At 69.7% G+C, this 13,938-nt stretch carries 8 protein-coding genes and 1 tRNA gene; 3 read left to right on the top strand and 6 right to left on the bottom strand.

What is annotated here, in order from left to right:
* Positions 1-245: 245 nt before the first annotated feature.
* The 3 genes from VFS34_10080 to VFS34_10070 form a co-directional block, all read right to left on the bottom strand.
* On the bottom strand, positions 246-3,590 hold the full coding sequence (locus VFS34_10080) for an error-prone DNA polymerase (protein ID HET9794799.1): 3,345 nt from the start codon (positions 3,588-3,590) through the stop codon (positions 246-248).
* Positions 3,591-3,728: 138 nt separating this feature from the next.
* Positions 3,729-5,315: a DNA polymerase Y family protein gene (locus tag VFS34_10075; GenBank protein HET9794798.1), complete on the bottom strand. Its 1,587-nt coding sequence runs from the start codon at positions 5,313-5,315 to the stop codon at positions 3,729-3,731.
* Between the two features lie 7 nt (positions 5,316-5,322).
* Positions 5,323-6,138 carry a hypothetical protein gene (locus VFS34_10070; protein HET9794797.1) on the bottom strand — a complete coding sequence of 272 codons (816 nt, stop codon included), beginning with the start codon at positions 6,136-6,138 and terminating at the stop codon, positions 5,323-5,325.
* Positions 6,139-6,335: 197 nt separating this feature from the next.
* Between VFS34_10070 and VFS34_10065 the strand changes: the two genes are divergently transcribed.
* Positions 6,336-6,629 (top strand): plasmid stabilization protein, encoded by a 294-nt coding sequence (locus tag VFS34_10065; GenBank protein HET9794796.1) that lies wholly within the window; start codon positions 6,336-6,338, stop codon positions 6,627-6,629.
* A gap of 211 nt (positions 6,630-6,840) precedes the next feature.
* Here VFS34_10065 and VFS34_10060 read toward each other — a convergent pair whose 3' ends face one another.
* A complete protein-coding gene (locus tag VFS34_10060) occupies positions 6,841-7,110 on the bottom strand; it encodes a hypothetical protein (GenBank protein ID HET9794795.1) in 270 nt (89 codons plus the stop codon).
* Positions 7,111-7,266: 156 nt separating this feature from the next.
* Here VFS34_10060 and VFS34_10055 point away from each other — a divergent pair.
* Positions 7,267-7,343 (top strand) — tRNA-Arg (locus tag VFS34_10055).
* A 73-nt stretch (positions 7,344-7,416) separates the two neighbouring features.
* Entirely contained in the window at positions 7,417-7,647 is a 231-nt protein-coding gene (locus tag VFS34_10050; protein HET9794794.1) for a hypothetical protein, read from the top strand.
* A 45-nt stretch (positions 7,648-7,692) separates the two neighbouring features.
* Here the strand turns inward: VFS34_10050 and VFS34_10045 are convergent, their stop codons facing one another.
* On the bottom strand, positions 7,693-10,050 hold the full coding sequence (locus VFS34_10045; protein HET9794793.1) for a response regulator: 2,358 nt from the start codon (positions 10,048-10,050) through the stop codon (positions 7,693-7,695).
* Positions 10,051-10,083: 33 nt separating this feature from the next.
* Positions 10,084-13,938 (bottom strand): response regulator (locus VFS34_10040; protein ID HET9794792.1); only part of this gene is annotated, 3,855 nt, incomplete at its 5' end.

Raw genomic sequence — 13,938 nt, 5'->3', positions numbered from 1 at the left:
CTCGCTCGCGTCTCGCCACGTCTCGTCGTCCGAGCAACCGATACGACGGCGATCCTCATGCCCGTCGCGGCTAACGGCCCGACTGCTTTTCGGGGGCTCCCGCCGGCATCGCAAGGCGCGGGAAGACGCGAGCGAGACGGGATGCGGGCGGTCCGGCCCGCGGCCGAGTCGTACCGGTGGCGTACGGCGAGTGCCGCGGGCGGGCCGCACGCGCCTGTATTCGCTCGATGTATCGCCGCGCCGCCTCAGCGGAAGTCGTGCGAAGGGGGAGAACGGAATTCATTCAAAGGCCAGAAGCGCTCCGCCTTCACCGACAACGCCCCGTCCCCTCTCTGCAGGATTCCTTCCACGACCAGCCCCGGCGAGCCGACGATGAGCGACCGCTGTTCCCGGAAGAGATCGGGCCGCACGATCGCCTGCGCCATCCCGGTCTCGTCCTCCAGCGTCAGGAACACGAAGCCCTTCGCCGTTCCCGGCCGCTGCCGGACGATCACCGCGCCGGCGGTGCGTACCCTTCCGCCGTCCGGGAGCGTCCGGAGCTTCTCCGTCGTCGAGACGGAAAACGCGTCGAGCCGGCCGCGGACGTGCCGGAGGAGGTGCGGCCCCGTCGTCATCTCGGTCGCGCGGTAGTCGGCCGTCGTCTCCTCCTCCGGCCGCATCTCGGGGAGCGGGGAGCCGGCGGGACCGGAAAGCCCGGAGAAGAGCGGGCCCGCCGGACGGGCGACGCGGGCCGCCTGCCACTGGGCTTCCCGGCGCGTCAGGCCGAAACCCGCGAGCGCGCCCGCGTCCGCCAGCCGGTCGAGCTCCCCCGCCCGCGGCGCGGCGCGGCGCTCGAAGTCCTCGAGCGAAGAAAACGGCGCGACCGCCTGCTCCGCCTCGATCCGGCGTCCGGTCGACTCGTGGAGCCCCTTGACGAACCGGAGTCCCAGCCGCACGCCGCGGTCCTCCCAGCGGCATTTCCAGCCGGAGCGCGCGGCGTCGATCGGGAAGACCGCCGTCGCGTGCCGCTGCGCGTCCTTCACGAGCGTCGCCGGGTGGTAGAAGCCCATCGGCCACGCGTTCAGGAGCGACGCGTAGAACGCCGCGGGGTGGTGGGCGCGCAGGTACGCGCTCGCGTAGGCGATCAGGGCGAACGACGCCGCGTGCGACTCCGGAAACCCGTACAGCGCGAACGACGTGATCGCCTTGACGATGCGGTCCCGCGCCTCGGCGTCGATCCCGCGCGCCTCCATCCCCTTCCGCAGCCGCTCCTCGATCGCCGACATCCGCTCGACGGAGCGCTTGAATCCCATCGCGCGCCGGAGCTCCTCGGCCTCCCCTCCCGTGAACCCCGCGGCGACCATCGCGATCCGGAGGAGCTGTTCCTGGAAGAGCGGAACGCCGAGCGTCCTCTTCAGGATCGGCTCGAGGCACGGGTGCGGGTATTCGACGGGCGCGATCCCGCGATGGCGATCGAAGAACGGGCGGATCATCCCGCCGACGATCGGCCCGGGACGGATGATCGCGACCTGGACGACGATGTCGTAGAACCGGCGCGGCCCGTGGCGCGGCAGCGTCGCCATCTGGGCGCGGCTCTCGAGCTGGAAGACGCCGACGGTGTCCGCCGCGTTCAGCATCCGGTACACGGCGGGATCGCCGGCGGGCAGGTGCGCGAGGTCGATCTCGACGTTCTCGTGCTCGCGGATCATCGGGATCGCCTCCTCGAGCGCCGCGAGCATCCCGAGACCGAGGAGATCGACCTTGACGATCCCGAGATCGGCGCAGTCGTCCTTGTCCCACTGCACGACGACGCGTCCCGGCATCGACGAGGGCTCGAGCGGCACGACCTCGTCGAGACGGCCGGCGGCGACGACCATTCCCCCCGAGTGCTGCCCGAGGTGGCGCGGCAGGTTCTGGATCGCGCGCCAGAGGCGCAGGAAGTGGCGCGACCGCGTTTCGGCGGGATCGAGGCCGGCCGCGGCGAGCTCGGCGGGCAATTCGCGGAGCGGCTCCTGCATCTCCCCGAAGCTCCAGCCGGCCAGGCGCGCCGAGAGCCGCTCCTGCTCCTCCGGGGAGAATCCGAGGGCCTTGCTCACCTCGCGCGCGGCGGAACGGTCGCGGTAGGTGATCACGTTGGCGGTCATCGCCGCCCCGTGCGCGCCGTAGGTGCGGTACACGTGCTGGATCACCTTCTCCCGCTCGACGCCCGACGGGAGATCGAGATCGATGTCGGGCCATTCCCCGCGCTCCTCGGAGAGGAAACGCTCGAAGAGGAGCTCCATCTTCACGGGGTCGACCGCCGTGATCGAGAGCGCGTAACAGACCGCGCTGTTGGCGGCGGAACCGCGTCCCTGCACCAGGATCCGCTCCCGGCGGCAGAACTGCACGATGTCCCGGACGATGAGGAAGTACCCGGCGAGATCGAGCTTCTCGATCATCGCGAGCTCCTTCGAAAGCTGCGCCTGGGCGCGCGCGGTGAGCGGGCGGAAGCGCGCCCGCGCTCCTTCCCAGGTGACCCGCCGGAGATGGGAGCTCGGGGTCTCTCCCGGCGGGACGGGATACCGGGGGAACCGATAGCCGAGGTCCGCGAGCGTGAAATCGAGGGACGCGGCGAGCTCGGCCGACGCGGACAGCGCCTCGGGCAGATCGGCGAAGAGCTCCGACATCGCGGCCGCGTCCTTCAGATGCCTCCCCCGCGACGCCTCGAGCAGCGTCCCGGCCGCGTCGACCGGTTTCCCTTCGCGGACGCAGGCGAGCACGTCGAGGAGGTCCTTCTCCGCGGGTCGCGCATAGCGGACGCCGTTGGTCGCGACGAGCGGGAGGCCGAGCCTTCGGGCGAGCGGGACGAGCGCCTGGTTGCGGTGCTCCTCCGCCCGGTCGCCGTGCCGCTGGAGTTCGACGTGGAGGCGGCCCGGGAAGCTCTCCGCGAGACGGCGGAGCACGCTCTCGGCCGCGTCGATCCCTCCGCGACCGAGCGCCCGGGCGACGGGGCTTTCGGGACCGCCCGCCAGGCAGCGGAGACCCTCCGCGTGCTCCCTCACGCGCTCCCACGACGCCTGCGCCGCGCCCTTGGGCCTTCCCTCCGCGGCCGCGGTCAGGAGCTTGCACAGGTTCCGGTATCCGGCGCGGTTCTCGACGAGGAGGGAGAGGCGCTCGGCGGCCATGGCCGCCGAGCCGTCTCGCACCCTGCCCCCGTCCCCTCCCCCACTGGGGAGGGGTGTCCGAAGGCCGGGGTCGGGTTCGTGCTCGCTTCCTTCCGCACCGCGGAAGGGAGCGAGCACGATCTCGGCGCCCACGAGCGCCCTCACTCCCGCCTGTTTCGCGGCCTTGTGGAATCGCGGCGCGCCGTAGACCCCGTTCGTGTCGAGGAGCGCGACGGCCGGCAGCCCCAGCGCCGCCGCACGGTCGACCAGGTCCTCGGGAAGCGATGCTCCGTCCAGAAAGGAAAAGGCGGAAGCCGCGTGGAGCTCCGCGTAGGGCCGCGGCGAGCGGGGCGACGCGGGAGGCTTCCACGACCGCTGGCGGAGCTTCTCCTTCCGTGCGCCGTCGGAATGAATCGTCGTGACGATCGCGCGCGTCCCGACATCTCTCGTCGGTGGCCCGTCGCTCATGTCCGCCTCCAGCTCTCCGGACACAGATCGCTTCGTCGTTTTCCTCCCGATGAAAAAGTCGATGGAAAGAGTCCGGCCATCTTCCCGCCCGGGCGCGTTCGCGATCCGAGCTCCCCGAGCGTCGCGGAATGCGACGCGTCAGTCATAAATGCCGTCGGCGAACCAGGCGCCGTTCCTCGCGTCCCGGAAAATGCGGTACAGCCCTCCGTCGGAGAGCTCGACGTCCCAGTACTCGCGGGCGATCGCCTCTTCCGACCACCACTTCTCCTCGACGCGCCACGGGCCGGACGCCACGCGCACCGAACCCTCGATGCGCTTCGCCTTCTCGGGCTCTCGCGGGCGGGTCGTATCGCCGGTCGCCTTCGCGGCCGATTCGCTTCGCGAGACCGGGTCGAGAGAAGGCGGCCATGGATCCGCGGCCGCGATCCGCCTCGGGCTCCCCTCCTCCCCGTCCACGTCGATCGGGACGGCCGGCCGGAGCACCCGCACCGCGAGGAGACCTCGGCCCGCGCGCGGCGCCGGCGGCAATTCCGGAGGAGCGGGCGGCGCATACGCAACGAGCGCGAATCGTTCCGGGCGGTGGCCGTCGACCGCCGACGGCTGGCCGACGCGCTCCTCTCCGAGCCGCGCGACGAGCCGCGCGATGCACGTCGCGAGCTGCTCGGGGGACAGGGCCGCCGGGCCGAACAACGAGAGCTGGGCCTGCCGCGGGCGGTCGGGGTGCGCGACGAAACGGAAGCCGTGGACGGGCGCTCCGGGCGGGCGCGCCTCGAGGTCGAGCCGGACGAGCGTCAGGAGCGTCTTCACGTCCCTCGTCGGCGCCGGGAGATCGATCGCGCGGCCGTCCATCCCTTCCGGATCGAGGGTGAGCGAGAGCTCGAGGCGGGCGCAGGCGAGCGCGTGCGCCGCCAGACGTCCCGCCAGCCGCTCGAGCGCGGTGCGCGCGACGAAGAGGAACGGCTCGACGGCGACGAACGGCCATTCGAGCTCCATCCCTTCGGAGAAAACCGGAGGAATCGCCCGGGGGACGAGCGGGCGCGGATCGACCCCGCGGGCGGTCTCGTGGAGCCGCCGCCCCGCCTCTCCGAATCGCGCCGTCACCTCCCCCTCGGAGAGCGCGGCGAAATCGCCGACGCGCGCGAGTCCCCACCGCTCGAGCGTCTCCGCGATCTCTTCCGGGAGGGCGAGCCGCGCGAGCGGGAGCGGGGCGAGGAACGTCGCCTCGCCGCCGGAGGGCACGACGACGGGCGACTCCGGAGACTCCGCCGCCACGCGGGCCGCGAGCTTGCTCGCGGCCACGCCGACGCGCGCCGGGAGGCCGGCGCCTTCGGCCGCGGCGGAAAGAGACGCCGCGAGCGCCTTTTCCGAGAACCCGAAATAGAGCTCGAGGCCGTCGACGTCGAGATACGCGATCCCCGGGCCGCCGTCCTCGAGTCGCGGGGAAACCGTCTCGGCCGCCTCGAGGAGCGCTTCCTGCGCGGAACGTTCGCACTCGGCGTCGGAGGCGCGCGCGATCAGCCGCGGAAGGAGCGCGCGGGCTTCGCGGAGCGTGAGTCCGCTCCGGACGCCGGCGCGCCGCGCCGGTTTCGAGGCGGCGACGACGCGCGCCGCCTGCCCGTCCCCCGCGAGGATGGCGACGGCTTCTCCCGCGAGATCCGGTTCGCTCCGGAGCCGCGCCGCGAGGGGAAAAAGCGGGACGAGGACGCACGCGATCCGCGACGGCACGGGCTTCTCACCTCGAAACGAATCGGGAAGACGCCGCGCGGGGGGAAACGGCCTCCCGCGCCGCCGACCTCCCCGGAGGCGCGCCGGCGGCCGGCACCGCATCGGAAATCGCCTCCCTCGCCGTGAAACGCACCGCGCCCGTCCGCCCCGGCTTCTCTCCGCGCTTCTTGTCGAGCGTCGCATGCGCGGCGACCCCGCCGAGGAGCCTCGGCGACGCGCCCTGTCCCTTCCAGATCGCCCGATTTCGCGAGAGCAGAACGACGGCGTCGGCGGCCGCCCCCGACACCGGATAGGGGCTCGCGACGAGGAGCGCGGTCCCATGCGCCCGCGCGCTTCGCGCCAGGCGGACCCAGGCCGCGTCCGGGACGCGCGGACCGACCGGGGGCGTCCCGAGCTCCGCGACGACGAGAGGGAAACCGGCCGCGATCACGGTCTCCGCCGCATATACCGCGTCGCGGACCCGCCGCGGGCGCACCCACAGCACCCGGCGAAGATCGACGTCCGCCGCGGCCGCGGCCTGGGGATCGAGGGCATCCCCGAGGTCGATCAACGCGGCGTTCTCTCCCGCTTCCGTCGCCGATGCGAGCGCGGAAAGAGCCAGAGAAAGCCTTCCGCTCGACCGCCGGCCGACCACTTCGACGAGCTTTCCGCGGGCGAGGCCTCCCGCGAGGAGCCGGTCGAATTCCTCGATCCCGGTCGGAAGCGGAGGCGCCTCACGGTCGCGGCGGAGGTCCGTGGCGGAAAGGATCGATGCCGCCGTTTCGGGCGGGAGCGCGTCGCGGAGAGCGGTGATTCGAGCGGAAAGGGCGAGCGGGACGGCCATGGGCGACTCCAGTGAAGACGCCACTATAAGGCGGTAAAAAGGCGTAAGTCAACTCGAATACCGAGTCGCGAGTCGAGAGTCTCGAGTCGAAACATGAGAACGAGTGCCCCGGTCCCCTTCTCTGACTCGCGACCGCGAGACCCGCGGCTCGGTTCGGCGGCATATCCGTTGCATCCCTTTGAATCGAAGGGAGATTTATGGCACGGGGAGACAAATCCAGCTACAGCAGCAAACAAAAGAGAAAAGCCCACGACATCGAGAAGGGCTACGAGAAACGCGGCACGGGCAAGAAGGAAGCGGAGCGCCGCGCCTGGGCGACCGTCAACAAGGAGAGCGGCGGCGGAAAGAAGAGCGGATCCGGACGCGGCAAGAAGACCAGCCACGCGAGCTCCCGCAAGGGCGGCAAGAAGGGCGGCAAGGCGAGCCACAAGAGCAAGAGCTCGTCCCGGAAGTCGTCGTCGTCGAAGAAGTCATCTTCGAAGAAGAAGTAGTCGGCCCGTGCGGCGAGGCAAGCGGGATGGGGTCGGCGCCGGCGGCATACGTACGCCCGGCTCAGTTACACCGGCGTCGAGGCGCGGCGAGACGTGCTGGAAGACGCGTTCCGGCGGACCGGCCGGCCGCTAAGGCGTACCGGAGAGCGTACGTCGTGCGGGCGGCCGGTCCGACGGACGCGTATAACGGCGCGTATCGCCGCGCCGGCTCTTAGAAGAAGTCCCAGTCGGCGGGGATGCGCGAGCTGATCCACCCCATCCCGTAGAACGCCGCCGTCCAGATCGCGAGATTGGCGGTGACGCGGGCGAGGAAGCCGGCTCCGCTCGGCAGGGCGTATCCGTCCAGCGAGCCGGTCAGCGGCACGAGGAAGCTCGGCCAGCCGTGGATTCCGATCGTCTCGCCGAGCGAGTAGGCGACGATGCCGAGTCCGATCACCGTGACGGCGCCCCCAAAGCTCTTGACGACCCATTCCCATTTCACGCGACGAAGGATTCCGGTTTTCGAGTTCATGAGAGTGAGAAGAATTTAGCGGCTCGCCGGGCCCATGACAACTGTCCCGAGGGTCAGGAAGTTTCTTCCGTCACTCCGCCCCGGCCTTGCGGCGCGTCCCCCGGCGCGAGATACTGCGCGCCGCAAGGGGCCGTAGCTCAGCTGGATAGAGCAAGAGTTTCCTAAACTCTAGGTCGCGCGTTCGAGTCGCGCCGGTCCCACCACTCCCGTCCCTTGGCCCCGGGACGCTACCGGAAACAGGCCGACCGTCGTTCTTCGGGCCGATGAAAGGACTGGTTGTTCCATGTCGCGCTGCCCCTGGCGGCGTACGCGATGCTCGCGCTGTCGTCGTTCGCGCACGCCCGTACGCGCGAGGCCTTGTTCGCCGTCGGCGCCGCCACGCTGATTCTTCTCTTCAGCAGCGTCCACAACGCGTGGGACGCGGTCGCGTACCACGTCCTCGTCAACCGGCGGGACCGGAACGCCGAGAGGCCCCCCGACGACAGCTCGACGAAAGAGAAGCCCTGACCCCGGAGAGCCCATCACCCTCGAGGGATCGCCCGCCCCCGGCCTCTAAGCTCTCTGTTTGACCGCCTGGTCCTGGAGGACTCGCTCCACCTGATCGAACTTCACGGGCTTCACGAGATACGCGTCGAAGCCGGAGGCGAACGCCCGGCGGCGATGCTCCTCCTCTTCGTTTCCCGACACCGCGATCAGCACCAGAGACCGCAGTCCCGTCTCCCGGCGGAGGCGCGAGGCGACTTCGCAGCCGTCCAGGCCGGGGAGACCGAGGTCGACGAGCGCGACCCCCGGAGACGCCGAGCGCGCCATCCGGATCCCCTCGTCCCCGTCACGCGCGACATCCACCCGGAAGCCGCCGCTCTCGAGGAGCTGCCGGAGGCCGTCGCCGCCGTTTTGGTCGTCCTCGATCACGAGGACGTCCGTCCGGTGGCCGTTTCCTCGCGCCTCCTTCCCGGGAGCGAGCTCCGCCACGACCGCGAGGAAGTGCTCCGGTTCGATCGGCTTCGACACGTGCCGCTCGAAGCCTTCCGCCAGGGCGCGGGCGCGATCCTCCCGCCGGACGAGCGCCGTGAGCGCGATGGCGGGCGCATGCGGCCCGTCTCCCTCGCGCCGCCGGACCTCGCGCAGGAACGCGTACCCGTCGCCTCCCGGCATCGCGATGTCGCTCACGATGACGTCGGGCGCCGCCTCCGCGAGGCCGGCGATCGCGTCGTCGGCGCTCCCGAAGAGCGAAACGAACGCGTTCGCGCTCTTCAGGATCTCCCCGACGACCTCGCGGGCGTCCGGCTCGTCGTCGACGACGGCGACGCGGAGCCCCGCCAGATCGGGCAGCGCCGCCGGTTCCCGGAAGCCGTCCGCCACCGTCCGGATCTCGACTCCCGCGCTTTCGATCGCGGGGAGGGAGACCACGAACGTCGCCCCCTGCCCCGGTCCCGGGCTCGCGGCGGAGACGGTTCCGCCGTGCATGTCGACGATGTGGCGCACGATCGCGAGGCCGATCCCGAGCCCGCCGTGCGAACGGGTCGTGCTGCTGTCCGCCTGCCGGAAGCGGTCGAAGACGTGGGCGAGGAAGTCCGGGCTGATCCCCTTTCCGGTGTCGCTCACGCGGATCCGGACGTGCGCGGCCGTGCGCTCGACCCGAACCTCGATGCTTCCGGCGGCCGGGGTGAACTTGATCGCGTTCGAAAGGAGGTTCCACACGACCTGCTGCAGCCGGTCCGCGTCGCCCGAAACGTCGCTGTGGCCCGCCGCCGCGGGATCGACCACGACCTGGACGTTCAGCGACTTCGCCTCCCACGCGGGACGAAGCCCTTCCACGACGCCTTCGACGACCGGGACGACGGCCATCGGACGGGTGTTCAGCCTGAGCTTCGCGGCGCTGATCCGGGAGATGTCGAGGAGGTCGTCGATGAGCTTCGCCTGGGCGTTCACGTTGCGCTCGATCACGTCGAGGCCGTGCGCGAACCGGCCGGGATCGAGCGCCGGCGCGCGCAGGATCCGGGTCCATCCGAGAATCGCCGTGAGGGGGGTCCGGAGCTCGTGCGAGAGCGTCGTCAGGAACTCGTCCTTGAGGCGGTTCGCCTCCCGCGCCTCGCTGTACAGGACGTTCTCGATCGCGATCGAGGCCATCTGCGCGAGCTGCGTGAGGATCGCATTCTCGTCCGGGCCCAGCGGGTGTCCGAAGATCCGGAGCGTGCCCATGTCGCGGCCGTCGCGTCCCATGAGCGTCGCCATGACGTCCGCGGGTCCGGGCGGCGGCCCGGGCGCTTCTCTCGAACCCGGTCCCCACGACTCGGTGAGCGCCGGAACGATTTCCGCGTGTTCGGCCCCGGCGACTTCCCGGGCGGTCTCCGTGACGATCGAGAGGATCTCCTCGATCGACGGCGCGGCGTTGATCGCGAGCGACGCCCGGGTGAGGCGCTGGAGCTGCGCGGCGCGGCGCGCGAGAGACGCGGCCTGGCGGCTCACCTGGTCGGTCTTCCGGTACAGATCGACGAAGAACCCGATCTTCGACTTCAGGACCTCCGGGATGACCGGCGTGATGATGTAGTCGACCGCCCCGAGCTCGTAGCCCTGCCGCGCGTGCGTGTCGTCGCTGTAGGCCGTGATGAAGATGATCGGCGTGTGCTCGGAGCTCTTTCGCTGGCGGATCAGGGACGCCGTCTCGAACCCGTCCATCCCCGGCATGTTGACGTCGAGCAGCACCACGGCGAAGTCGCGGCGGAGGAGCTCCCTCAGCGCCTCGCGCCCCGACTGCGCCTCGACGATGTTCTGGTCGAGCTCGGCCAGGATCGCGCCGAGAGCCAGCCGCTTATCGGCGCTGTCGTCGACGACGAGGATGTTCGCCTTCTCGAGCGGCTCGCCCGCCGGCTCGAGACCCGCGGCGGCCTCCGACTCGGACTCGTTCATGCGGTTCTCACCCGCGGCCGGTCCCGCCGATCCTCACCGGTACAGCCAGGTCCGGAGCACCGAGAGCATGTGCTCGGTGTCGACCGGCTTCGACAGGTAGTCCCAGGCGCCCGCTTCGATCGTCTTCTCGCGGTCGCCCTTCATCGCCTTGGCCGTGACGGCGACGATCGGAAGGTCCTTGAACTTGCCGCGCTCGCGAATCGCCCGCATCGTGTCGTATCCGTCCATGTCCGGCATCATGATGTCCATCAGGACGATGTCGCAGTCCTCGTGTTCCTCGAGCTTCGCGATCGCCTCCCGGCCGTTCTCGGCGGAGAGCACCTTCATCTTGTGCCGCTCGAGGACGCTCGTCAACGCGAAGATGTTGCGGACGTCGTCGTCCACGATCAGGGCCTTCTTGCCGGCGAGCACTTCCTCGGTGCGGGCGAGCCGTTCGATGATCGCGCGGGTCTCGAGCGGGAGGGCGAGGACCTTCCGGTGGAGGAAGAGCAGGGTCTGGTCGATCAGCCGCTCCTCCGATCGGACGTGCTTGACCGGATGGCCCTGCGTGAGGCGATTGAGCGCCGTCTCGAGCTTGCGGCCGATATCGCCCGGCGTGTAGACGACGAGAGGAACGCCGCGCGCCTCGCACGTCCGGCGGACGACTTCCGCCCCGTCCTTCATCCTCGCTTCGTGCCCGTCCCAGACGAAGATCACGCAATCCGGAGCGTTCGCCTCGATCGCCGCGACCGCTTCCCGCGGCGTCTCGGCCCACTGGCTCTCCACCCCTTCGAAGGTGAGCTTCGGCTCGAGCGCCGCCCGGATCGACCGGTCGGACCCCACGACGACGAGCCGGCGGCTGCCGCGGTCGAGGAACGTCTGGATCGTCCGGAACGCCCGGTCGAGGGTCTCCTTGTTCTTGATCGGCTTCTGCAGCACTGCCATCGCTCCGAGCGGCAGCGCGCGTCCGCCGTCCTCTTCGGTCGTGATGACGTAGACGGGGATGTGGCGGGTGGCGGGATCGCTCTTCAGGCGGTCGAGGACGCGCCAGCCGTCGATGTCCGGGAGCTGGATGTCGAGCGTCACCGCGTCGGGCTTCTTCTCGCGGACGAGCGAGACCGCTTCGGCGCCCCGCGCCGTCACGATCCCCTTGAAGCCGAACTCGTGGGCCATGTCGAGGAGGAATCGGGCGAAGTTCTCGTCGTTGTCGACGATGAGCAGCGTCCGGTCACCCGGCGCGATCCGCTCGCGGTCGTCGGAGATGTCGTTCACCGCGGCGACCTCCGCGACGGCGCCCCGCGCCGTGCTGACGTCGCTCATCACGCTGACGAACTCCGCCGGCGACTCGGGCTCCGGCTTGTACGCCGGTTTGGCGGGCGCATAGCTCTGCGGCAGATAGAGCGTGAACTTGCTCCCCTTTCCCGGCGCGCTGTCGAGCGTGATCTCGCCGCCGAGGAGGCGAGCGATCTCGCGGCTGATCGCCAGGCCCAGTCCCGTTCCGCCGTACTTCCGGCTGGTCGAACCGTCCGCCTGCTGGAACGCCTCGAACACGATCTGCTGCTTGTCCCGCGGGATGCCGATCCCCGTGTCGCTGACGGAGATCGCGATGACCGAACGGGAACGGTTCAGCGCCTCCTGGTCGGGGCTCCATCCCCCCTTGGCCCGGACGACGTCGAGCTTCACGCTTCCCTTCTCCGTGAACTTGAACGCGTTCGAGAGGAGGTTCTTCAGGATCTGCTGCAGGCGCTTGGAGTCGGTGACGATGCCGCGCGGAACGGACGGGTCGATGTCGATCTGGAATTCGACCCCCTTCGCCTCGGCGACGTGCCGGAACGTCCGGTCGACGTAGTCGTGGAGATCGGAGAACCGGATCTCGCCCGCGTCGATGACGACCGTTCCCGACTCGATCTTGGAGAGGTCGAGAATGTCGTTGATCAGGTTGAGCAGATCGTTTCCGGCCGAGTGGATGGTCTTGGCGAACTCCATCTGCTTCGGCGTGAGGTTGCCGTCGTGATTTCGCGAGAGCTGGTCGGAGAGGATCAGGAGCGAGTTCAAGGGGGTCCGGAGCTCGTGCGACATGTTCGCGAGGAACTCCGACTTGTACTTCGACGTGAGCGCCAGCTGCTTCGCCTTCTCCTCGAGCGCCTGCCGGGCCTGCTCGACCTCCTGGTTCTTCCGTTCGACCTCGGCGTTCTGCTCCGCGAGCAGTCCCGCCTTCTCCTCGAGCTGCTGGTTCGTCTGCTGGAGCTCGAGCTGCTGGCTCTGGAGCTCGCGGGCGAGCGACTGCGACTGCTGGAGGAGGTTCTCCGTCCGGCTGTTCGCCTCGATCGTGTTGAGCACGATGCCGATCGATTCCGTGAGCTGGTCGAGGAAGGCCTGGTGGGTCGGATTGAACCCTTCGAACGTCGCGAGCTCGAGCACGGCCTTCACCTGGCCCTCGAACACGACCGGCAGCACGATGACGTGCGACGGCGTCGCCTGGCCGAGGCCCGAACTGATCCGCACGAAATCTCTCGGCACGTTCGGCAGGAGGATCTTCTGGTTCTCGAGCGCGCACTGACCGATCAACCCTTCGCCGAGGCGGAAGACCTCTTTCGGCTCGCTCGCGGCGTAGCTCGCGAGCAGCCGGAGCTCCGGAACGGCGGTCGAGGTGTCGAGCGTGTAGAAGAGCGCCTGCTGGGCCGCGACGACCGGAGCGAGCTCGGAGAGGATCAGCCGGCCGACCGTGAGGAGGTCGCGCTGACCCTGGAGCATGCGGGAGAACTTCGCGAGGTTGGTCTTCAGCCAGTCCTGCTCGGAGTTCTTGAGCGTCGTGTCCTTGAGGTTGCGGATCATCTCGTTGATGTTGTCCTTGAGCGCCGCCACCTCGCCGAGAGCCGCGACGTTGATCGACCGCGTGAGGTCGCCTTTCGTCACCGCCGTCGCGACCTCCGCGATCGCGCGCACCTGGGTCGTCAGGTTCGCCGCGAGCTGGTTCACGTTGTCGGTGAGGTCCTTCCACGTTCCCGCGGCGCCCGGCACGCTCGCCTGGCCGCCCAGCTTTCCTTCGACGCCGACCTCGCGTGCCACCGTCGTCACCTGGTCGGCGAACGTCGCGAGGGTGTCGATCATGTTGTTGATCGTGTCGGCGAGCTCGGCGATCTCGCCCTTGGCTTCCACCGTCAGCTTGCGCTTCAGGTCGCCGTTGGCGACGGCCGTCACGACCCGCGCGATGCCGCGGACCTGGCTCGTGAGGTTGCCGGCCATCGAGTTCACGTTGTCGGTGAGGTCCTTCCACGTGCCCGAGACGCCCTTCACCTCGGCCTGGCCGCCCAGCTTTCCCTCGGTGCCCACCTCGCGCGCCACGCGCGTCACCTCGGCCGCGAACGACGACAGCTGATCCACCATCGTGTTGATCGTGTTCTTCAGTTCGAGGATCTCCCCCTTCACGTCCACCGTGATCTTCTTGGAGAGGTCGCCGGAGGCCACGGCGGTCGTCACTTCGGCGATGTTTCGCACCTGGCCCGTGAGGTTGCCCGCCATGAAGTTCACGTTGTCCGTGAGGTCTTTCCACGTGCCGGCCACGCCCTGCACGTAGGCCTGGCCGCCGAGCTTCCCTTCCGTGCCCACCTCGCGGGCGACACGGGTCACTTCGGACGCGAAGCTGCGGAGCTGGTCCACCATCGTGTTGATCGTGTCCTTCAGCTCGAGGATCTCTCCCTTCACGTCCACCGTGATCTTCCGGGAGAGATCGCCGTTGGCCACGGCCGTCGTCACGGCCGCGATGTTCCGCACCTGGGCCGTGAGGTTGCCCGCCATGAACTTCACCGAGTCGGTCAGGTCCTTCCACGTGCCGGCCACGCCCTGCACGTCGGCCTGGCCGCCGAGCTTCCCTTCCGTGCCCACCTCGCGCGCCACGCGCGTCACCTC

The sequence above is a fragment of the Thermoanaerobaculia bacterium genome (assembly GCA_035717485.1).
Lineage (GTDB): Bacteria > Acidobacteriota > Thermoanaerobaculia > UBA5066 > DATFVB01 > DATFVB01.
Note: the sequence above shows the minus strand (reverse complement) of the source record. Positions and strands in the feature narration are given on the sequence as shown.

Excerpts from the sequence above, each read along its gene's own strand:
- VFS34_10080 (HET9794799.1), bottom strand. The coding sequence starts at position 3,590 with ATGAGCGACGGGCCACCGACGAGAGATGTCGGGACGCGCGCGATCGTC.
- VFS34_10070 (HET9794797.1), bottom strand. The coding sequence starts at position 6,138 with ATGGCCGTCCCGCTCGCCCTTTCCGCTCGAATCACCGCTCTCCGCGAC.
- VFS34_10065 (HET9794796.1), top strand. The coding sequence starts at position 6,336 with ATGGCACGGGGAGACAAATCCAGCTACAGCAGCAAACAAAAGAGAAAA.
- VFS34_10045 (HET9794793.1), bottom strand. The coding sequence starts at position 10,050 with ATGAACGAGTCCGAGTCGGAGGCCGCCGCGGGTCTCGAGCCGGCGGGC.